Origin of the sequence: Holdemanella porci, from assembly GCF_009696075.1 — a bacterium.
Taxonomy (GTDB): domain Bacteria; phylum Bacillota_I; class Bacilli_A; order Erysipelotrichales; family Erysipelotrichaceae; genus Holdemanella; species Holdemanella porci.
Genome location: NZ_VUMR01000001.1, coordinates 1 through 24,392 on the forward strand (window position 1 = coordinate 1; position 24,392 = coordinate 24,392).

Consider the following 24,392-nt stretch of genomic DNA (forward strand, 5'->3'; position numbering starts at 1 on the left):
TCACGGGGCTTTACTTGCCCAGTATGCCAATAGCTTTTTTTAATACTTCTAACGCGTCCTTTGTGTCTTTTAGTTCCTTTTTCAATTTGGCGATTTCTTTAGCTTCATCACTTGCATAATTACCGCTGCCTCTAACAATAACTTGATTGTCATTGCTGCGATATTGTTTCATCCACCCAGCAATCGTTGTAGGATGAACACCGAATTTATTTCCAAGTGCAGTGTATTTTTCTTCTGGATGTTCTAAAACATAATTAATAACATTTTCTTTAAATTCTTGGTCATAGGCTTTACTGTTTCTTGACATTTTTTATACTCCTTTGTTATTGTCTTGACATTGTACCATATGCACAAGAATCTACAATATCCAGGACAGTCATGTTCAATATCTCATTCTATTTTTAATGTGATTGGTTCCTTATCAAATCAAATTCGAGATGTTTTACCTGTCCTATAAATATACTAGCATCACATCTTCGGAATATACACTCCCATCATTGGTTTATTTAATTCAACAATTATTTCTTCATCCCCATCAGTGATTCTAACTTTACTTGTACCAGCAACATTTATAAGAACAAATTCTGATTCACGATTAGCATGCTCTCCTCTCACAACTGATGCATCAGACCCATAGATATAAAAAACTCTTTGTATTTCAAAAGGAATACCTGTTCCACCTTCTATAACAACTAACTTTCCTCTTTCATCCCCTAAATCACTGAACTCAATAATAGGACATTTATCTTTTAAACTCATAATATCTCTCCTTGTGTATGTAATAGATTTAATACAATAAAACTTATTTAAATTCATTTATAGCTTTTATAACAATATTTTGTTCTTCCTCTGTCATACCATTATACATTGGAATAGACAAAACTGTCTTTGCTAAATATTCAGTAATTGGGAAGTCTCCCACTTTGTGTCCAAGATACTTATAACATTCCTGAAGGTGTGGAGGTACTGGATAATGAATAATAGTACCTATCTCTTTGCTGTCTAAATAATCAATTAATCGATCTCTTTCCTCACAAGTAATAACATATTGATGCCATACGCATGATGCACCGTCTGCTACCTTTGGAAGTTTAATTAAAGGATTCTTAATTTCTTTGTTATACCTTTCAGCAATTTTGCATTTTTCCTCTGTTAATTCATCCAAATGTTTTAATCTTATTCTTAATAAACCCGCTTGCAATTCATCCAAACGAGAATTAGCACCAACAACTTCATTATAATAGCGCTTTTGAGATCCATAATTTCTAAAAGTTCGAAATGCTTTATTTAATTCTGGATTATTTGTTGTAATTGCTCCACCATCTCCAAAAGCCCCTAAATTCTTAGATGGATAAAATGAAAAACAACCAATGTCACCAAAACTACCCGTCATTTTTCCGTTATAACAAGCCCCATGAGACTGAGCACAATCTTCTACCAATTTAAGATTATGTTTTTTACAAATTTTAACAATCTCATCCATTCTTGATGCCATACCATATAAATGAGTAACTAAGATTGCCTTGGTTTTGTCCGTAATAGCATGTTCAATCTTTTCTGGATCCATCCCAAAATGTTCATCAGGTTCAATAAAGATAGGTGTAGCATTATTAATAGTAATTCCCATAACAGATGCTATATAGGTGTTCCCCTGTACTAATACCTCATCACCAGGACCGATATTTAACAATCGAAAAGCAATCCAAAGTGCATCAAGTCCTGAGGCTAAACCTACACAATACTTTGTTCCAACATAAGAAGCAAATTCCTCTTCAAAAGCAGAAACTTCATTACCTAATACATACCAACCAGACCGTAATACATCCAGTGCTTTATTTTCAAATTCTTTTTGATACTGAAAGAATCCTCTATCCATTCTATTAGGCATAATTTTCATATAACTAATCCTCCTTATTTTATGTAATTTCAAAAACGTAAATAAATTAAATGTTTACTACAGTGTAATAAAATTTAACTATTTTAATATAACAAATCATATGCAAATAAACTTACATTTTTATCTTAAACAACTGATGTAGAAAATTTATTTATCTTTTACTAGCCAATCTAAATCATTTTTATTTTTTAATTCCTTATATAAATTATCGATATGATCATTCACCATTTCTTTTGTTAATTTACTATAGTCAACTTTAACAAGTTCCTTTATCATATCTGGATCAAATCTATACTTAATTAGTTTAGCTGGAACACCTCCAACTATAGCATAAGCAGGAACATCTCTTGTAACCACTGACCCAGCAGCAATCACAGCTCCCTGCCCAATAGTCACACCTGACATAATTGTTGAGCCAAAACCAATCCAAACATCATCACCAATATTAATGTCGCCTTTAGAAATAGCTTCGCATTTTTGAGTGTGTAATAACATAGCTTTATATGGATATGTAGAAAAATGATTTAAGGGATGATCAGCGTCAATAATAAAACTAGTATTTTGCCCAATAGAACAGTAACACCCTATTTTAATTTTAGAGATATTATTAAACTTATAAATATTCAAATCTCCATACGTACCTTTACCAATTTTTACATCTTCGATTGGAAAAAAAGTCATAGGTACTGTTTGATTTTCATAATTATTTAAATACCATTTTAATTTAAAAATAAAAAATTTAATTTTAACATATAAACCTTTTGTAACTGATTTAATAATATATCTTAAAACTTTCATCACTCTGTAACTCTCTTTATCGCTTTTAAATAACTATCATCATCATGTTCATCAGGCTCTAGATAAGCGCCTTCTCCCCACTCATTCCACGCAGTAAGAAAAATATACTCTTTATTCATTTGATCAGAAACCTCTAATAACTCTCTTAAATATTTTTCAAACTTTTTCGGAGTTTGACCTAATATAATCTTAGCTTTTTTTCCTCTTCTAGGAGTATCATCAAATCCAACAAAACCACCATAAAATTGCTTTTTATTTTTACAATTTTTGGCATCCGAAATAATTTTCTTCCAAATTTTATCATAATCGTATATTCTTAATTTTGGGAAATATCTATTTTTAATGTTTTGAATTCTTGATATCATTAATTCTTTATTTGTATTAACACTTAAAGGCTCATATTTAAAAGAATAATCTAAATTTGCATTTTTATAGTTACATTTAGAAACAAAACACATACCATTAAATCCATTTTCTTTTGCTAATGAATTCCAATATTCGCACATTTTTTTTACAGTTTCATAATCATTATCTGGTTGAAAAAAGCCAAACATTGGACAATTATTTTTTTTTATATATCTTTTATCATTAAAAAACTTACACAAATAATCAAAATGTTTTTTCCAATCTTCTTCATTACCATATTTTAATTCTGCTAACATTCCATTGTCTGTATTTGAGTTACCATTAACCTCTAATTCTTTTCTATTGTCGAATTCAGGTGCCCAATCATTACCTCTCTTTACATTACTCCAGGTTCTTTTCCAACTACCATTGTCCCAGATAAACATAAAATTAATATCAATTTCTTTAGAATCTAAAAGAATTTCTGCTGGTTTTTGCAATAATTGCATGTCAGATGAGAACCAATAATGATATATACCAAATCCATAAATGCCATTATTTTTTGCTAATTCTGCTTGCCATTTTATTACGTCTTTATCATCCAAAGAATAATAATTTTTGTTTTTAGGAATTCTAGGTTGTAAATGATTTTCGAATAATGGAGTTGATTTTTTGACTGCTACCCAATCCGTATACCCTTTTCCCCAAAAACGATTATTCTCCGGAATTTCATGAAATTGCGGTAAATAATTTGCAATAATTTTTGTTTTAAACATAAAATTACTAATCTCCTTTTCTACTTTAGTTTATTTTACAATTAATTAATACAATAAATAGCCAAAACATATTAGATGAAAATGCTTCTTGCATAAATATTAAAGGTATTAATGAACTACAAAGCAAAACATATCTAATTGAAATAGCCATTTCTTTTTTTCTAAAAAAAGAAATAATAAAAGAGCACCAAATTAGAATCCCAATTAAGCCTAGTTCGGTAGAAACTCTAGCAAATCCACTTAATGTCATTCCAAAATACTGTATTATATATTTTGACACATACATTGAACCAGTACCGATACCACTTCCTAAAAGCATATTGTGTGACCAAGCTTCTTGTACAACCATAACCCAAGCCCTAAATCTAACAAAACCTGAAGAAGCGTCACGATTATAAACTAATAATTCTTGTAATCGACTTAAAAAATAACCACCTAGATTTGTGAAAGAAATTACTATAGTTCCTATAATAACACAGACTATAAATAATGGAACCATCCTATTCCAAAACAACTTTTTTTTAAACATTGTAATAGATAATATAAATAATCCAATTATAAAAATCAAAATTCCAGTTCCTGAAAAAGTAGTTACCAATGCTAACATCTGTAAAATTACAGAGAAAATGTTTTTCCTAGTTCTCTCTTGTTTATATAAAATAATCGGAACATATAAAAGCAAGCTAATTGCAAGCATTTGAGAAAAATATGAAGGCTCTCGAAATATTGCATTACTACGATATAATGTTTGTCCAAATATATAAATAGTATTTGTCCAGTTGTAACCTGTAACCATATGTCCTTTAATAACTATATCTGTAAATGGAAAGTGGAACAATCTTCCAACTAATTGATATATTCCATATATAGACATATATGTCATTATTCTTTGAAATAACCTACAATATCCCTCAAATTCATAAACTTTTTCATCTCTATAGCTCAATAAAGCTAGGATTAAAAAATATAAAGCTAATACAAATGAAGATGTGTTTTCAAATTCAAAATAGGTGTAATTAATAAATAAATAAATTATAAAAAGCAATAATATAACTGATTGCTGCGTGATTTTTAAATATCTATTGCGATTATTTATAATATTGTGTACTAAAACAAATATCGAAACAATTGTAAATATTGTAACAGGATATGTTTTAATATAAACTAATGCATATGCATCAAAAAAAACAGATAAAACTAAAAGTGAATAGATATTTAATTTTCGTATTTTTAATTTCATTCAAAACTCCTTTTTATGAAACTATATCCAATCATTTAACAAATCTCAGAAATTTTACATTTTTGAATTTTTAATTTTGTTCACAAATTCTTAAACTTAAATATTTCATTAAATAAAGTTAAATACTTGTCTCCAATCTTATTCCAAGTATAATTTAATTCGAAATAATTATACACTTCACTTTCTGGATAAGATTTAGTTCCATTTAATATATCTACACAATATTTAGCAAATCCATTGCTATCATCTGCAACAGGAATAAGATGATTAGCATAATATGTTCCTTCAACACCCACTGATGTTGATACAATAGGCTTTTTAAAACTTATTGCTTCAAGAAGCTTAACTTTAACTCCACCACCATTTTTTAATGGTAAAACAACTAAGTCTGCATTATTATAATATTCTGAAACATCATCAACCATACCAGTTACGACAACGTGATCAGATTCTAAATTTTTAACCTCATCAACAGGATCTTTACCAACAATATAAAAAGTTAGATTTGATAATCCTTCATCTTTTAGCAATTTTGGCATTACTTCTTTGCTAAACCATGTAACAGCCTCTATATTTGGTCCATATGACATTTTACCAACAAACACTATATTTATTCCTTTGTGTGTACTGTGTTTAATTTCATGCTTATCTGCACCAACTGGTATAAGAACTGCTTGCTTATGATTAATAATGCCATTATCAATCATAAATTTCATATCTTTCGAAGAAACAAAAGTAACTCTTGAAAATTTATGTTTTTTAAATAAATTTCTTTCATAATGTTTTAATCTATAGCTATCTACAAAATATGCCAGTTTGTTTAGAACGTTCTTATGGCTCTTTGCTATTGTTCTATAAACCTTCCATTCAATATTGTGCTCATTTAAAACTATAGGAATATCACAATTCAATTTTTCTAAACAAGCACACATATGGGGAAAATCCACATTAATAACATCAATATGATTATCATCAATACATTTTTTTAAATCATTCTCCATCTCAGATATTACTCGAGAAGAAACTGTGAAAGGATATTTCCATAACTTTAGAATTCCTGAAATCTTATTTTTATTTCTGCTATAAGCATGCACTTCTTTACAATATTTTTTTAGTTCTTCAACATATGTTAATTCATTATCATTATCATATGGATAGAACAAGTAAATATCTTCTGTTTTAGAAATCTGTTCTAAGCGTTTATAAACACCAATTCTTCCTCCGGTATTAGCAGGAAGAATTGATTCCAGTGTTATCCAAAGAATTTTCACGTTACCAACTCCATTTTTATTCTATATTTAATAAATTTTCAAAATTATTTTTTGCTACTTCCCAAGTGAAATTATGTAAAATATAATTTCTCGCACAAGATGACATATCATGTTGTAATTTTTGATTATTTAAGATATTTAATATACAGTTTGCAAATCCAGAGTATGTATCTTCAATAAACCAATCTACACCATTAACTGCATTTATATTTTCTGCTCCAATTGTAGTTGTAACAACAGGTAATCCCATTGCCATTGCTTCGAGATTTTTTGTCTTAATTCCGCTTCCAAATGTCATTGGGCAAACAAAAACCTTACTTTTTGCAAGATAATCCCTAACATCATCTACTCTTCCAGTAAATTCTACATTACTTGAGCTGTAAGACAATAATTTATCTGATGCCCCACCACCTATAATTGAAAATAACGTATCTGGTTGCTTTTGTAAGACTAAAGGGAATATATTTTCTATAAAATTGATTACTGCATTTTCATTATGAGCAACATTTAAAGCGCCTAAAAATGAAATAATATTTCTATTTTCTAAATTCTTGACAGGAAAAAAATAATCTACATCGACTCCTATTGGTACTGCCACTGCTTTATTTTCCTTTAATTGTGAATTAAATTCCTTTACTTCTTTCTCTGCAACAAATACAGTTTTATCACAACTCTTGCCTATTTCTAGCTCATACTTATCGAGCAATTTTATTTCTCTCTTTAATACAAAAACTTTTAATGGTTTTAATAGGGCTATTTTTTGCAAAAATTTTGGAATTGTATATATAAATGCACCATAAGGATTAACATTTTCAATATCTGTATTTAATTGTCTTTTATACCTTAATGAGATTCTATCATCCAAGTCTGCTATACTGTAGATGTCTCTGTCTCTTATATACTCAGTACATCGAACCATATCACTAATAATTATTTTTGGTTTTTCACTTTCGACAAGATTATCGATTTGATTCATTGCACGCTTACTTAAAAACAACGATACTTGCAAAGGTACTTTTCCTTTGATTATCGATTTAAAAATAATATTGTTAATTTTTTCTTTTTTTAATGGTTTTTTTAATATTACTAATTTATCGATAAAATCCGGTTTTAAATTTGGATCATCTCCACTTTCTAAGAAAGCAGCTACAACTAGACGATACCCTAATTCCTGTGAAAGAATCTTACAATAATGATATAAAGAAGTTTTGCGTCCTGAAACAGCTGGAAAAGGAAGTCTTGGCATGACAAAGAGTATTGTTTTTTCTTTATTCATCCTCTATTTCTCCATAAAAATAATCTTCTAACATCAGACACAGACAATGATAAACAGGTAAGTGCAATTCTTGAATCATATACGTTTCGGTTTCAGGTACTTTAATGCATACATCTGCTATTTCAGATAGCTTACTCTCTTTTTGTCCAGTAAGCCCTATTACTTTCATTCCCTTTGCATGTGCTGTAACTGCAGCATATAGAACATTTTTACTGTTTCCACTCGTAGAAATACCTAAAAAGATATCCCCCGCATTACCAAATCCGTTTACTTGTTGAGCAAAACATAATAACGGTTCACAATCATTCATATATGCCGTTGATAGTGCTAAATGCCCATCTAAAGCAATTGCGGGTAAAGCTCCCTGTAAATTTTTAGATAACACAAGACCTAATTCTTCATCTTCTTGAATTAATTTACTTTTAAATTCTTTATCTAGTTTTCGAGGCAACTTAAAACTTTTCATTAGTTCCCCTACAACATGTTCAGAGTCAGCAGCTGATCCACCATTGCCTGCTACTAAAAGCTTGTTTTCGTTTGCATAAGACTCTTCCAACAAATAATAAGCATTTAAAATATCATCTTTACAAGATTCTAAAGCAGGATATCTTTCTATTAACAAATCAACATGTAATAATATTTTTTTCATATTTCTTCCTACCACTCTATTAACAAACGAAAATAATGAATCTACAGTCAAATCCTGTCCATAATCTTCACTTCCAATTAATGCAGTTCTACATCCAGCATTCTTTCCAGCTTGAATATCATTCTTTCCATCACCAATCATCCATGATTGTTCTAAATCAATATTTAGATCTTGCGCAGCCTTGAATAACATGCCTGGTTTTGGCTTTCTACATTCACACTCAAACTTTAATTCTTTAATTTCTCCCTCATATCCACTATCAGGGTGGTGCGGGCAGAAGTAAATGCCATCTAAATATGCACCATCTTCTCCAAGAAGAGTTTCCATTTTATTATGGATTTCTTGCAAACCTTCATATGTTACTTCACCTCTAGCAATTACAGGTTGATTTGTAACAACAACAGCTAAATATCCTGACTGATTGATTGTCTTAATAGCTTCAGAAACTCCTTCTAACAATTCAAACTGTTTTGTATCTCTCAAGAAACCTACATATTTATTAATTGTACCATCACGATCAACAAATATAGCTTTTTGTTTATTTTTAAGATTTCTTCCTTCCACAATGCCGTTTTTAAAATCCTTGCATACCCCTTCAAATCTATCAGGAGTTCCCATATCTTTTACATATTCAGGACTATCATAACAGTACATTGTACCAGTACCGCATAACGGTTTTAATACTTGTCTATCTAAATCTACTTTTTCTGTAGTAAATTGCATATTTAAAACTTCTGGACTAATAACATGCAAACCTGCATTCACTCTATTCTGATAGAATTTTGGTCTTACATCTTCTTTAGCAAGCCATTTTTCCACTTGTTTATCTTTATTTGCAATAATCAATCCACTATCATAAGGATGATTATTAGGATGCGTAAACAAAGTTACTAACCCTTTGTGTTCTTTATGGAAGTTTACAAAGCGATTAAAGTCCACATTAAACATTGCATCAGCATTTAACAAAAGAAAATCCTCTGTTAATTTATCCTTTAATTGGAATAATGCACCTGCATTTCCTAATGGTTGTTTTTCCACAAAATAGTCAATATGAACTCCTAACTGAGACCCATCGTTAAAATAGTCCATAATCACATTTGCCTTATAACCTACAGTCAAAATAATATCCGTAAATCCCTGTTCCTTTAAAGAACAGATTTCTCTTTCCAACACCGGAACTCCACACACTGGTATCATTGGTTTAGGAATATCTGGAAACAATTCTGATATTCTTGTACCTTTACCTCCAGCCATAATCACTACTTTCATATTATTTTTCCTCCAAAGGCACATAAGTTTCTGGTGTATAATGGATTACTCTTGTACCTCCATCTTCAAACTTAAATGGAATATGCATTAGATCTTTCATAGCTTCTTTTACAGCATCCTGGCATTCAGGCTGAACATAGAACACCAAGAAGCCTCCACCACCAGCACCTAGTAATTTTCCACCTAATGCACCAGCTTTCATACCTTTATCATATAACTCATCAATGTTATTAGTAGAAACAGCTGATCCTGTTTGTTTTTTTAAATTCCATGTATGATCCAACATTCTTCCAAAATCATCTAAATCAGCAGCACTATCAGTTAATATATTTTCCGCTTTATCTACCAAAGATAACATTTCAAGGTATCTTTTTTCCTTAGCTTCTCGTGTTTCAATTGATCCAGCATTTGCCTTTTGTACATCAGATGAAAATCTAGTAAATCCCGTAAAAAACATCATTAAATTATTATTTAATTGTTTCTTTCTTTCCGGCGAAATAATTACAGGTAAAACATCATAAGTACCATCTGTATTAAAATTAATTCTGTTAAATCCACCAAATGAGGCGGCTATTTGATCTTGCCAACCACCAGCTTCATCACATAGAACTCGTTCAAGATAAATAGCTTCATCAGCTAATTTTCTCTTGTCTGCATATTTGCCTTTTAAAGCATAAAATGCATTCAACATTCCTACCGCAAATGATGAACTAGTACCTAGTCCACTTCTAGCAGGTAAGTCAGCTTCATATGTCAAACGAATTTCATGCATATCTAACATCTGCATTGCATTACGAATCGCTGGATGCTCAATATCATTTACATTTGTTACTCGTTCTGTACGCGAATAAGAAAGTTCAGTACTATAGTCAAAAAACCTAGGTAAATGTCTAACATTGACATAGCAATATTTATCAAATGTAGTGGATAAAACAGCTCCTCCATGTTTTTTAAAAAAGCTTTCTATATCTGTACCACCACCAAAAAAAGACATTCGAAATGGTGTTTGTGTAATAATCATAATATATATTCTCCTTTTGTTTTCTTTTAATTTTAAACCGCACCTTTTTTACATACTACAACTAGTACAGTTTTTAATAGAATCTTAATATCTAAACCAAGATTCCAATTCTCAATATAATATTTATCAAGTTTAACTACTTCTTCAAAATCTATAATTTCACTTCTTCCACTCACTTGCCACATTCCAGTTATACCTGGTTTTATAGCTAGTCTTGCAAAGTGTTGATACTCATATAGATTTGTTTCTGATATTAAAGGAGGTCTAGTTCCTACAATAGACATATCTCCTTTTAATACATTAAAAAATTGTGGAAATTCATCTAAACTTGTTTTGCGAATGAATTCACCAACACCTGTTTTATGAGTTCCATCCGACATGACTTTATTTCCAATAACTCGAGGATCAAAATCAAGTTTAAACATTTTACCATCCCCAAGCTTATTGTCTTTCATTAATTCTGCTTTTCTTTCTTCCGCATCTAAGTACATACTGCGAAATTTATACATCTTAAATTTCTTGCCATTCTTACCAACACGTTCTTGTGAAAAGAAAATGGGGCCTGGACTAGCAATATAAATTGCAGGTCCTATAAAGATACAAATAATTAATGTTAATATGCATCCTAATAAACCACAAACAATATCAAATATTCTCTTTAAGAACAATTCATTTAATGAAGCATAATTTATACTTGTAGTAAGAACCGTATAATCCCCAATCTTTTCAACAAACTGTTTCTTACCAGGTGAATTAACAACCTTAGCTAAATTCATATGTACTGTAATACCAGCCTCTGTTAATTGTTCAATCAAAGTATTTGGATAAGCAATTTCTTTAGGTAAAACAATTAATACTTCATCTACCCATTCTTTACATGCATACATACCAACTGTTTCATTATTTGCTACTACAGAAACATTATTAATTTGATTTCCAATCAAATCCTTATCTAATAATGCAAAACCAACAATGTCATAACGAGAATAATTATTCTTTTCAACATTCTCAATTACTTTATCTGCAATCGTACTAGATGTGACTATTAATAGTTTTCTTCTCTTACCACTATTCACACCCTTTTTTATATGAGTCTTCCACAGTTCTCTTAATATATATGTCAATATAAAATAAATGCCGATTGTTAAGAATAAAATAAATCTTGAAAAGAAAACTCCCTTTTGAACTGTAAACAAATATAAAACAGCCAATAAGCAAACAATAAAGCTATGTTTTAATGTTTTTACAAACTCTTGATAATGCCCTCTTTTTAATACACCCTTTAATGTACCAAAAATCAGTAAAACCATTAAATCTGCTGCTTCTAATATGATAGCCATATTCCTATATAAGAAATTATTATATAGGTGTATATTTCCATTCTTAATAAAATAAGCCACGACAAATGCAATTTGCAAACATATCATATCAAGAATGATAAAATCGATATGTTTCAACCACCCATTTGTATTCTTCCTATACATATTATTCTCCCATTCCTATAAACATAAAAAAAGCTCATTAGAATTTTACAAGCCTTAATAAGCAATAAAATATGAAATTTTAGATACATTTCTCCCTATCCAAACCCTGATAGAAGATAAACGAATCAATTAAAAATGCGGTAAACCAGCTATTTCTAACATCATCTAAATGTAGCATTTTTATTCCTATTACCTTACAACAGTCATACTTATTCCATGATAAAACTATTGTCTAATAATTTTATCCTATATATATAATATGTCAATTACCATTTAATACCTGAAAATTCACATAAAAAGCACAAAAGTTAAAGATATACTTTATTTAAAAGAAATATTAAAAATATAGAGAAGCAAAATAAATTTTATAAAATTTGCTTTACATATCGATTAATTTCATGAATGCAATCAATTGAATTTATAACCAATTAAATGTAAACGCATACACGTATTGAGCGAGTTCAATATAAATCAAAGCCTCCACTCTTGTGATATGTGAAGGCTCTGTTTATTCTTATTTAACTTTTAACATTTTTCTTCTTTATTAAGATATACATTATCACTGCAATACTAGATATCATTGACAAATAATACATTGAGGTTAAATTTGATACACCTGTTACAACTTTTGCTTCTGTTTTCGCAGATTCTTTATTTGCTTTGGTTTCAATGTTTATACTTGTGTTCTTATCAGAAGCACCTGCATGTTTAATTTTATCTTTATTCGAAGTATTAACTGAATGTAAGGGTTCTTTCTTTTCATCATTACTTGGATGATTAGTTACTTCAGGTTTTATTTGTTGTAACTTGTTTTCTAAGATTGTAAATATATCATTCTCAATGATTTCATACTTATAATTTCTTGATTTACTTTTTACGGTAAGTTTATAATTGCCAACACCTTCGCCAACTTCTCTTGTTAATATGTAATCATCTGTTTCTAATACTGGATCCTTTTCTCCAACATACTTTTGATACTTATTTAATCTTAGATGTACTGTTTTAGGAAGAATCGTAACCTTGAATGGAATGGATTCATAATAATTAGAATCAACATTGAAACTTACAATGTATTCTCCAACATTCTTAAATGAAATTGGACTAATAGAATCCACTTTACTATCAATCACGATATCAGAACCTGTATAAACATATTCAACATCTGGATGAGTAATTGTTGTTTTAACTATTTCTACATCCTTCTTATTCTTTGGCTCAAATTCAAATTTGTAGTTATCATCATAATCTGTTTTAAAATCACCGTTTACATAAGAACTTAATATAAATTCATAGTCACCATCATACTCACATAAATATCGATTTTCTTCTGGATCTCCTGGTCTCCAATCTTTGTTATATTTTACTTTCACATGAACTACTTTTGGAGTAATTTCATACTCAATATTACTGCCATCCGAATAAATAGCTCGATACCTTCCACAATCCATTGGAGCTTCAGATACATGTATACCATCATCAAGTAGGTAATATGCAAACGCTCCCTTAATCTCTATCTGGTGACCCGTATATTCAAAAGATAACACCTCCTCATCTGCTTGTATACCCATTGGTATACAAAACATAAAAAGCGCCAATAATACACCTAATAATTTTTTCATACCCTTTTGTTCCTTTCTATAGGTAATACTTTATACTTACTATATCATGGAACATTTGGTAATTGATTCAAATTGTTAATAAATGCAAACAAACGATTAATTTGTGCAAACTTTTTATAACTGTATGATCATATTATGCTTTATATACATTGTTTTGATATTTCTTGTTCAATTATTTCTATAACCAAAAATAGAGTTCAGCAATCACTGAACTCTAACTTACTATTTCTTCAACAATACATTTACCATGTTCACAATATCATGACCATAGCTCTTAGAAGTAGCCCATCCATATCCATTTGGATTTTCTTTAATTCCTAACCATTCCACATATTGAGCAATACCACGCTTCACTAAATTGAATCTTGGATCCACACATGGATTTGTTAATGGGGATACGGAACCATAAGCTTTTAGATGTTGAATCTGAGCACGAATACCCATTCTTACATTGCTAAAGCTAGCTCCATGAACTGCTCCAGTTGCACCAATACCTGCAAAGTTATATTGGTTTGGAAGAACGTCTCCACCATATTTTAAGAAACCTGTTTCTTTCATACATTGTGTAAAGGCAACTTCAGCTCTAACACCCTCAGCCGTTGCTTCTTCATAGAAGATTTGAGCAAATTGGTTGATTGTACTAGCTCCACCCTTAGCTAAACATCCATCATATTTACCGTTGTATTTTGCTTTAAATGTATCATAACCTAACGCATTCGCATTGTAGTAACGAACCATTTGAGCCACTGTAGTTTGACTAGTACCCATGATCTGCATCAAACCACCCGTTGCATTCGTATTAATATATTCAAACACCCATTTTTGTGCATTTGTGTTATTTGATGTATATAGCTGAATGTTTGAACATCTACGGATTTTACCATCTTTTACATCCAAGACCATAGTTGAATTCAAGGCAGAAACAATACGTAAATTTTGATTATTATCAAACATTACAATCCATTTTTGATTGTAGTCGTTCGTTTGTTTTTGTTGATAAACGTTAGCCGTTATACCACTACCACTAGCTGTCAAATACATACCTGAACCAACATTTTGGAAAGAAACATATCCAGTTGAATCATGTGTAATTTTCCATTTTTGTGCATTTGTTTTATTTAATGAATACAACTGAACGTTTGCACCACCATACAGACTTCCATCCGCAACATCTAACGCAAATCCAACATTTTGATTTTTGATGTAATAAACACCATCAGCCATACGATCCTTATTTTGACTGGCATACGAATCACAACGCTCACGCTCTGTTACATATTTATTAAAAGTCCATTGTTGTGCTGCTGTATTATTACTCTTATATAGTTGAATATTAGAGCCAGAATAAACAGAACCATTTCTAATATCTAAAGCAAAACTTGTATCTATCGCAGAAACAATTGAATATCCGGAACCACTCTGTTGTACAATCCATTTTTGTGCACGAGTACCGTTTGATGCGTATTGATGAATATTTCTACCATTTTTTGTGATAGCTCCATCTAAGTCAATTACTTTACCCGAATTAATATTTGTGAATGTGACAAAACCTTGAGAATCATGACTCACTCTAAATGCTTGTGCTTGTGTTCCATTACGTAAGTATAATTGAACATTCGCGCCATTTCTTGTTGAAGCTGAATTAACATCTAAAGTATAATTACTGTTTTTTACACTATTGATCTCGTATACACCATCGGCTAATGTGTTCTTGTTTTGTGCCGCCAAATTATTGATTCTTTCATCTTTACTTACATACTTAGTAATATTCCATCTTTGTGAATTTGAACCTGTTACAGAATGCAATTGAATATTACTTCCATTTCGAACAGATCCACTATTTAAATCAAGAATATAGTTTGGATTTATTGCAGACATCACAACATATCCATTACCATCTTGCTTTACAATCCATTTTTGAGCACGTGTACCATTGGAAGTGTATTGCTGTATATTACCTGCATCTTTTACAATTGCTCCATTTAAATCTAATACTCTTCCAGATTTTACATTTGTAAATGTTACATAACCTTGAGAGTCATGTGAAACTTTAAATTGTTGAGCTGCCGTATCATTTGCTTCATATAATTGAATATTGGCTCCATTTGATGTTGAGCCATCTTTTACATCTAATACATAATTAGAATTTAATAAAGTCGAAATCGTATATGTACCATCTGCTAAAACATTTCTTTTTTCCGCTGCTAACGTATCTATATCAGCATTTTTAGCTTGTAAACCCAATGCACTTACAATCCCCTTCGCATCCGCAATACCAAGTTGTTGTAACTTAGCATTTGAACCTAAATATTTATCAAACTCTTCTTTATTACTAATAAAACAATGTTCAACAATCAATCCCGTGATATTTGCTTGTTTTGCATAACGGATGACTCCATAATAATCTTGATCACTACTGTTTGGATTTGATGAAGTTGTACCATCCGTATAGTTACGTATCTTAATACCACGATCATATAAACCTAATGCAGCTAATTGACTTTGAATCGCCTTAGCTAGATTCTGTCCATTACTAGAAAGGTTCTTATTGCCACTTGTATTTGGATAATAAACTTCTGCACCATGAGCTGCTGAATTTTGGGCAGAATTAATGTGAATACTAATAAAGTAAGAAGCACCTGCTTTTTTAGCTACTTCCACACGATTTTTCAAATCCATAGCCGCTTCTTCACTTAAACGAGTATCTGTAGTTCTAGTCATAACTACATTTACATCATATTTCGATAATTCTTCCTTACAATATTGAGCAATCTTTAAAGTTAAATCCGATTCCTTTGCCCCAAATGCAGTAGCACCAGAATCACTACCACCATGTCCTGGATCCAAACAAATTGTCATTCCACCAGTCGCATGTCTTGAAAACTCATCTACTGACATTATAGCCGGTTGACTCGCAACCCCATTCACAATCTCTTCTTCAGCCTTATTTACATCCGTAACTTCAATAACACCTTCTGAACTTATTGAATCCTCTGTTAAATCCGGTAACGTTGCATCATACCCATCATATTCTTGATCCACACCAAACTTAACATCCATTTCTAAATCACTAAAGTTTAAATAATAAGCTTGTCCATTATATACATAATGAAGTGTAGTCACACTATATTGTCCTTTTTCTTCTTCAGTAAACACTCTAGAAAATTTCACTAAATTATCAACTTGTTCAGAACTCTCTAAATCAAAAGTAGACCCATCCTCTTTTTGAATGGTCAATCTAAAATCTGAATACCCCTCTGCATTATTTAATGAAAGAACAAAGTTTTCTGTTTCTCCATTTGATAATACGGGATTATCGACCAAGAAATATTCCATCATATTCGAATCACCCAATTGCTCTTCTTCCACAACTGGCTCTTTCTCAACAACTGGAACTTCTTCCTCTTCTACAGTAGGAACTTGCTCTTCTGTAGTCTCTTCTTCTGTTTGTGTTTCTTCTACAATAGGCCCTTCTTGTGTAATTTCATCATCTGCACGAACTGTATACATATTATTCAATGTTGATACAGACATAAATACACTTAATACGAGAGCCAAAAGTGGTTTTAATTTTTTTGCCATTTTTCTATCCCTCTTCCAATAAATCTATTTTAAATGAATATTTAAAATATTTCAATCTAACCAAAAAATAACCAGACACTTTTGTGCCTGGTTATAAAATTAGATTTTTGTTAGTTTAAATTTCTGAGCATTTGTGCCATTACTTTGATATAGTTGTATATTTTGTTGGTTTTTAACAATCCCTGCATTAATATCTAATACGTAGTTCGCATCTAAAGCAGATACAAATGTCAAACTACCATCTGTATTCTTCTTCGCAATCCATTTCTGAGCATAGGTGTTATTAAGTTCATATTGCCAAATATTGGCACCATTATTCACACTCGCATTTGAAACGTCAAGTGCTTTATTAGATCCAACATTAATAAATGTGATATAACCTACTGAATCCTTTTTTACTTTCCATTTTTGTGCATTAGTATTATTTGATTTGTAAACTTGTAGGTTACCACAATTTGACTTTGAACCACCATCAATATCTAACACATAATTAGGATTTGAATAACTTGTAACTACATACGTTGTTTCTTCAATACTAGAATTGTATTGTTTAGCCATGTTATTTAATTTTTCACGTGGAGATTCATATTTTGAAAAATACCAACGTTGTGCAGCCGTATCATTTGATTTATAAGCCTGAATATTTTGATAATTTCTTGTCAAAGCAGAATCTAAATCCAAGACATAGCTTGTATTTAACGCAGACATAATTTTAAAACCTTTGTTTTGTTGTACTACAATCCATTTTTGAGCATATGTATTATTAGAAGTATATTGACTAATATTCTGTCCATTATAAGCAGATCCATCTTTGACATCGATTGCTTTTCCTGAACCAATATTTATAAACGTAACATACCCTTTTGAATCGTGACTGACTTTCCATCCTTGTGCTAAAGTACCATTACTTTGATATAGTTGAATATTACCAAAATTTACTTTAGAACCACCATTTACATCCAATACATAACTTTTATTTATAGATGAATGGATTGTATAAGTACCATCACTTAATGTGTTTTTGTTCTTTGATGCTAATGCATCCATTTCTTCACGAAGATTTTTTACTTTCAACAATTTCCATGCTTGTGCAGAACTACCATTTACGGTATAAAGTTGAACTTTATTACCATTGTCTAATTTTGCCCCATTCAAATCAAATACATATCTAGAATCCCAAGCTGAAGAAATAATCCACTGTCCATTACTATTTCTAGTAAAAATGAATTGACCTGCTTTTGAAGAAGCATTTACGCCTTGAATTAATGAATTATAATTTCCCATTGTGTTCCAATCTGTACTAATACCTACATATAAATTAGAACCAACATTCTTAATTGTATAGTAGCCATTTTGATTTTTATTCACTACAAATTGTTGTGCTTGCGTACCGTTCCAATTATAAATTTGAATACTAGCACCAGATGCTTTTGAACCATCTTTTATATCAAGTACTTTATTACTATTTAATGAAGAAATAATTTCATAAGTTCCATTAGACATTTCATCCTTAATAATGTCAAAAGAAACATTCAATGTACCTGTAAAGGCATTAATACCAATAATAATGGCTGTACCTTTACCTAAATTTACATTATTCGAATAAACAACTTTATAATCTCTTCCTTGAACCAATGCTGTATTTTTCAATGAAAGATTTACTTCTGGTTCAACATTATTACCTGTATAATAAACACTTCCTACATGAGCATTTCCCTTAGAAACATCTAGATATAAATTTTGATCTCTAAGTTTACCTAACGAGAAGAATGGACCACCATTCTTTCTATCACTACTATCCCATGATGGATGATTGAAGACCTCACTAATATGTACACGACCATTACGTGAACTTGTATATGGATCATATACTGTTGTATAGCCCTGTGCATCTAAACCAAATAATAATATTTCATGCGTTACACCATACCATGGACAGAATTTTCCGCCACCAACAGCCGCCGCAATCATATTCCCCTTTAATAATTCTTGTTTAGCTGATTCCACATTTAAATTATTCTTATAACTCAAGCCAAATTTATTCGCAACAAACTGCCAAGACTCTCCACCAGTACCAATGGAACTTGTGTTGAAGTAACCAGCATTATGCAAAATTTGACCAACTTGATAAGGCGTATAGTTTGTACCATTGATTGTATTTACGATCATAGTAACCGTAGTAGGAACACATCCTGAACCACCAAAACGGTAACCACCAACCGTATTCCAAGCCCATCTTCCATCATTTTGGCAGAAGTAAGAAACACCATTCCAACTTGCTTTTGTAATGAAGCCATTACCATCTGTTTGATATGTTACTTTATCAACTGTAAAAGAACCACTCATTCTTCTACCCAAATTGTCATAGTATTTCACACTATTTCCAATATTCACAAAGCCAACAGATAAACTACCATCTTCCTTGAAATTGTACCAATATCCATTTGCCTGCTTTTCACCAACACTCTGCAATCCTTTATCGAAATAATAAACTTTCCCCTCTAAATTTATCATTCCACTATAAGCAGCTCCATTATCTAAATAGTAGTGTAATTTACCATCTTCTTTTCTTAAAGAATATACGGCAACACCCGTTTCTTGATCATGAAGAACTTGTAAACCCGTCTGCATCATACCAGACTCATTAAAATAATATGAATCTGTACCAATTGTTTTAAAACCTGTTACCTTGTTTCCATTCTCATCAAAATAATATTTTTGACCATCAATCTCTGCAAAACGATTCGTAACATAAGCACCATCTTTAACATACTGTAAAGAATCACTTGACCAACCCTCAGTTAATTTAGCACTGGCATCACTACCACCACCAACTGTTGTAGTCTCTTCATCTTCTTTTGGAACATCTGTTTCTTCCGTGTTTTCAGGAACATTTGTTTCTTCAGTGTTTTCAGGAACATTTGTATCTTCAACAACCGCATCAATAACATCTGTTAATTCATCTTGATTTTCTACAGGTGCAGTCTCTTTTACAGGCTCAACACTTGTTTCTTCAGCATGAACGATAGTATCTGCAAAATTATAACTCATAACCGCTGCAAGAACGGCAAAACCAACTTTAGCAATATCTCTATTATTCATTACGTATAACCCTCCATGGGTTCTATTTTATACCGATATTGGAAGCGTTACAATTATCAAACGTTACTAATCCATTCAAAGAAAAATAAAAAGCTTAATATACATATGTATATTAAGCAAGTTCTTTTAAATATCGAGCCAATGCATCCTGCCAAGTAGGTAGTGGTTTAAAACCATTTTCTACAAGTTTAGATTTATCTAAACGAGAATTAAATGGACGAGCTGCCTTAGATAAACCATATTCTTCTGTTGTTACAGGATTTACTTTTGTTGTATATCCAGCTTGTTTAAAGATTTCACACGCAAAATCATACCAGCTGATATATCCACCTTCATTTGTTGCATGATAATAACCATATTTATCGGTTTCAATCATGTCAACTAATAATCTAGCTAAATCAAAAGTATAGGTTGGCGTACCAATCTGATCATTTACTACTCGTAATGTATCAAATTTCTTTCCTACATTTAACATGGTCTTAATGAAGTTATTTCCATTCTTTCCAAATACCCACGCAATACGAACAATGAAATATTTAGATAACGTATTTGAAACAGCTAGTTCTCCACCTAGTTTAGTCTTTCCATAAACATTTAATGGTTTATAATCTTTACAATCCGGTTGCCAAGGCTTAGTTCCTTGTCCATCAAATACATAGTCTGTAGAAATATAGACCATCTTCGCATCTACTTCTTTACAAGCATCCGCAATATTCTGAGTTCCATCCACATTGATAGCTTTAACCTTAGCCTGTTTATCTTCATCTTCTGCTAAGTCTACTGCCGTCCATGCCGCACAGTGTACAACTACATCTGGATTTACTGCTTTAATTGTATTCATTACAGCCTCTTTATTTGTGATATCCAAAGATACATATTCAGCTGTAGTTACATAAGAACCATCCTGAATACCACTATAACTTTCAGCTAAGTCTGTACCTACTCCAACATATCCTCTAGAAGCCAATTCATTCATTACATCATGACCTAATTGTCCAGCCACACCTGTCACAAAAACTTTCATTCTAATTCTCCTTCAAACCTTTTCAATAATTCAATCCATCTCTTATATGCATTCTCTTTACTAAACTCGTCAAAGTTTTTAAGTGCATTTTTTGAAATGTTTATTAATAATTCTTTATCATTCATTAATTCAGCCGTTCGATTCACAATATCTTCAACCGTATTTTCTACAAAACCATCTTCCTTATCATGAATCACTTCAAAAACACCGTCTCCCCAATTTGTAGAAATGGTAGGTACACCTTTGGCCTTAGCTTCAATAATTGTCATACTCATTCCTTCAAAATCAGAAGTTAACCATAATAAAGAATAGTTATCGAAAATATTTTTATCATTACAGAAACCACATAAATGAACATTTTCACTTAAGTCATTTTCTTCAATTAGTTTCGCAATATCATCAACTAAGACTCCTGTACCATACATATCGAGTGTAAAATCAGGAATCTGTTTCTTCAATTGCTTTGCACACTCAATCATTTTCGGAAGATTCTTTTCTTTTCCAAATCGTCCCATATAGATAATTTTATGTTTTCTTATCTTTTCACCAATACTTACCGTATCATTGAAAAGTTCTTTATTAATAAAGTTATAAGAATATGTAGAGTTAAAATATTTACTTGCCTTTTCCATATCAGACTTTGTTCTAAAAACAGTGATGTATGGTTTTGACATCAATTTACTTTGAAGTCTTCCTAATTTATTAGTTCCCCAAAAATACTCAAACTTTGTATGTATTTCCAATATAAATCGATTTTTTGAACTCATAAACATAGCAGCTGCAGGAGAAGAAACGATGATAATATCTTCTGAAGAAAAGAACTTTTTCATTTTAATACGTGATATGGGTATATAACAGAAATAACATAACAATTTAAATAACTCTTTCAACAATAAAAGCAACTTAAAGCTTTTCAAACTATCCGATATAATTTCCATCCTAGGAAAGAAATCGTGTTTTGAAACATTTATGATTTCACAATCCGAAAACATATCATGTCTAGTAAGATTAGAATTAATGATACTAATAACCTTAATTGTATAGTCATCTTTTAATAATTGTATTAATGATGCATATGCTGAGACAAGTCCACCAGCTTCATTTGAATGTAATTTATCAAAAACAATATAGATGTTTTTCATTTTAGCCCCTATCTAATACTTTACTAATTACTTGTCTATCTTTATTCATATCAAATTTACGTGCAAACATATATTGTCCATTCATAAAACAATCCATGTCCTTAACACCTAATGTTTTTGGACTGGCATTCAATCCTTCAAAAACAATGTATCTTGAATTATATTTTAATACTTTATCTTTATACTTTGAATTCATCAAGAGTACTTGAAAGAAATGTTCATCTGGACATGCTGTATATTTAAATTTAGAACAGTAATCATTCTCGCGAATATACGACAAGATATATTTCATACAATCATAAGTAATACTAAACCATGAAGACCCTTTATACAATTCAAATCCTTTAAAATTTTTTCTTCGAACAAAAGGCATTTGAATTAAACGAAGAACTATATCAGTCAATCGATACAATTTCTTTCGATTGTTTGGATTTTCTCTAAAGAAAGAATATTGCGTTAATCTCCATTTATAGCTATCAATATCATTCACTTCTACAAATTGTTTATCTGCACCTTTACTTTCAATATACGCATCCATTTGCGCATGTGACATTAAAGGTAGATCCTGCCCACTTATAAAATGAATATAATCATATATTCTTTCAGTCGATTCAACCAATTCAAGCAATTTAAGAGTCGCTTGAACTTGACTAAAACCAGACCAGTTTACACTTATTCTATCTTCAACAAAGAAAATATTGGGTTTATTTTTATACATTTCTTTTAGATTTTGGTATAAAGCTTCTTGTTTTTTATCAACATGAATATAAACATCTCCAAAATGAAGAGCAGTTACTAAGACTTGTAACTGCTCCATATTTGTATGCACGCTCATTATAAAAGCATGTCTTAACATAAAGATTATTCCTTAGCTCTTCCTTTTTCTACATACATCTTTTCAAAATAGTTTTGGTATTCACCACTAATGATGTTTTCCCACCATTCTTTATTGTCTAAATACCATTGAATTGTCATTGGAATACCTGTATCAAATGTATATTTTGGTTTCCATCCAAGTTCTGTTTCCAACTTCGTAGGGTCAATCGCATAACGCATGTCATGACCTTTTCTATCTGTTACATACGTAATTAAGCTTTCAGGTTTGTTTAATGCATGTAATACAGTTTTCACAACTTCTAAGTTTGTTCTTTCGTTGTGACCACCCACATTATAAACTTCACCAACACGTCCCTTACGAACAATTAAATCGATTGCTACACAGTGATCATATACATGTAACCAGTCACGTACATTTTCACCAGTTCCATATACTGGAATTGTTTCATCATTTAATGCACGAGAAATAATTAATGGAATTAATTTTTCTGGGAAATGATAAGGACCATAGTTATTTGAACAACGACTAATTGTTACTGGCAAACCATACGTTCTGTGGTATGCAAGTACAAACAAGTCAGCACTTGCCTTCGCACTTGAATAAGGACTTGAAGTGTGAAGTGGAGTGTTTTCAGTAAAGAACAAGTCTGGACGGTCTAATGGTAAATCACCATATACTTCGTCTGTTGATACTTGGTGATATCTTTGAATACCATACTTAACACAAGCATCTAATAATGTTGTTGTACCCATTACATTTGTCTTTACAAAGATTTCAGGATCTTCAATACTACGGTCAACATGACTTTCAGCCGCAAAGTTAACTACGACATCAAATTTTTCTTTTTCAAACAAATCCATGATAAATTCACGATCTGCAATATCACCCTTGATAAACTTATAGTTAGGCTTATCTTCTACAGGCTTACAAGTCTCTAAGTTACCTGCATATGTCAATTTATCCAAGTTCACAATCATATCCTCAGGATATTTATTTACCATATAATGTACAAAGTTTCCACCAATGAAACCAGCACCACCCGTTACTAAAATTTTCATA

Annotated in this window: 17 protein-coding genes and 1 pseudogene; all 18 read right to left on the minus strand. The window is 30.9% G+C overall.

Translation table 11 applies throughout. From position 1 onward, the window contains the following. Positions 1 to 10: 10 nt before the first annotated feature. Positions 11 to 307 (minus strand): transposase, encoded by a 297-nt coding sequence (locus tag FYJ55_RS00005; protein ID WP_118116850.1) that lies wholly within the window; start codon positions 305 to 307, stop codon positions 11 to 13. Positions 308 to 468: 161 nt separating this feature from the next. Continuing rightward, on the minus strand, positions 469 to 759 hold the full coding sequence (locus FYJ55_RS00010; RefSeq protein WP_154555089.1) for a sugar 3,4-ketoisomerase: 291 nt from the start codon (positions 757 to 759) through the stop codon (positions 469 to 471). A gap of 43 nt (positions 760 to 802) precedes the next feature. After that, positions 803 to 1,897, minus strand: coding sequence for a DegT/DnrJ/EryC1/StrS family aminotransferase (locus FYJ55_RS00015; protein ID WP_154555090.1), 1,095 nt, complete (start codon positions 1,895 to 1,897; stop codon positions 803 to 805). A gap of 147 nt (positions 1,898 to 2,044) precedes the next feature. Next, a pseudogene (locus FYJ55_RS11525) lies at positions 2,045 to 2,353 on the minus strand (CatB-related O-acetyltransferase); the annotation flags it as partial. Between the two features lie 341 nt (positions 2,354 to 2,694). Beyond that, positions 2,695 to 3,816 carry a glycosyltransferase WbsX family protein gene (locus FYJ55_RS00025; RefSeq protein ID WP_154555091.1) on the minus strand — a complete coding sequence of 374 codons (1,122 nt, stop codon included), beginning with the start codon at positions 3,814 to 3,816 and terminating at the stop codon, positions 2,695 to 2,697. Between the two features lie 25 nt (positions 3,817 to 3,841). Continuing rightward, positions 3,842 to 5,056, minus strand: coding sequence for a hypothetical protein (locus FYJ55_RS00030; RefSeq protein ID WP_154555092.1), 1,215 nt, complete (start codon positions 5,054 to 5,056; stop codon positions 3,842 to 3,844). Between the two features lie 80 nt (positions 5,057 to 5,136). Continuing rightward, positions 5,137 to 6,327 carry a glycosyltransferase gene (locus FYJ55_RS11375; RefSeq protein WP_154555093.1) on the minus strand — a complete coding sequence of 397 codons (1,191 nt, stop codon included), beginning with the start codon at positions 6,325 to 6,327 and terminating at the stop codon, positions 5,137 to 5,139. 16 nt (positions 6,328 to 6,343) lie between these two features. After that, positions 6,344 to 7,603, minus strand: a complete 1,260-nt coding sequence (locus FYJ55_RS00040; protein ID WP_154555094.1) for a glycosyltransferase family 4 protein — start codon at positions 7,601 to 7,603, stop codon at positions 6,344 to 6,346. Then, positions 7,596 to 9,521, minus strand: coding sequence for an HAD-IIIA family hydrolase (locus FYJ55_RS00050; RefSeq protein ID WP_229771010.1), 1,926 nt, complete (start codon positions 9,519 to 9,521; stop codon positions 7,596 to 7,598). Before FYJ55_RS00050 ends, FYJ55_RS00040 begins: the two co-directional genes overlap by 8 nt. A gap of 1 nt (position 9,522) precedes the next feature. Then, the gene (locus FYJ55_RS00055) at positions 9,523 to 10,542 is read right to left on the minus strand and encodes a GHMP family kinase ATP-binding protein (RefSeq protein WP_154555095.1); all 1,020 of its coding nucleotides are present in this window, start codon (positions 10,540 to 10,542) and stop codon (positions 9,523 to 9,525) included. Positions 10,543 to 10,574: 32 nt separating this feature from the next. Beyond that, positions 10,575 to 12,026 (minus strand): sugar transferase, encoded by a 1,452-nt coding sequence (locus tag FYJ55_RS00060; protein WP_154555096.1) that lies wholly within the window; start codon positions 12,024 to 12,026, stop codon positions 10,575 to 10,577. A gap of 518 nt (positions 12,027 to 12,544) precedes the next feature. Continuing rightward, the gene (locus tag FYJ55_RS00065; RefSeq protein WP_154555097.1) at positions 12,545 to 13,645 is read right to left on the minus strand and encodes a hypothetical protein; all 1,101 of its coding nucleotides are present in this window, start codon (positions 13,643 to 13,645) and stop codon (positions 12,545 to 12,547) included. A gap of 222 nt (positions 13,646 to 13,867) precedes the next feature. After that, the gene (locus FYJ55_RS00070; protein ID WP_154555098.1) at positions 13,868 to 17,227 is read right to left on the minus strand and encodes an RICIN domain-containing protein; all 3,360 of its coding nucleotides are present in this window, start codon (positions 17,225 to 17,227) and stop codon (positions 13,868 to 13,870) included. Between the two features lie 99 nt (positions 17,228 to 17,326). After that, a complete protein-coding gene (locus tag FYJ55_RS00075; protein ID WP_154555099.1) occupies positions 17,327 to 20,329 on the minus strand; it encodes an RICIN domain-containing protein in 3,003 nt (1,000 codons plus the stop codon). A gap of 112 nt (positions 20,330 to 20,441) precedes the next feature. Beyond that, positions 20,442 to 21,353: a dTDP-4-dehydrorhamnose reductase gene (rfbD, locus tag FYJ55_RS00080; protein ID WP_154555100.1), complete on the minus strand. Its 912-nt coding sequence runs from the start codon at positions 21,351 to 21,353 to the stop codon at positions 20,442 to 20,444. Further along, entirely contained in the window at positions 21,350 to 22,495 is a 1,146-nt protein-coding gene (locus FYJ55_RS00085) for a glycosyltransferase (protein ID WP_154555101.1), read from the minus strand. Before FYJ55_RS00085 ends, rfbD begins: the two co-directional genes overlap by 4 nt. Before the next feature lies 1 nt (position 22,496). Further along, positions 22,497 to 23,351 carry a beta-1,6-N-acetylglucosaminyltransferase gene (locus tag FYJ55_RS00090; RefSeq protein ID WP_154555102.1) on the minus strand — a complete coding sequence of 285 codons (855 nt, stop codon included), beginning with the start codon at positions 23,349 to 23,351 and terminating at the stop codon, positions 22,497 to 22,499. Positions 23,352 to 23,356: 5 nt separating this feature from the next. After that, a complete protein-coding gene (gene rfbB, locus FYJ55_RS00095; protein ID WP_117571150.1) occupies positions 23,357 to 24,391 on the minus strand; it encodes a dTDP-glucose 4,6-dehydratase in 1,035 nt (344 codons plus the stop codon). Position 24,392 lies beyond the last annotated feature (1 nt).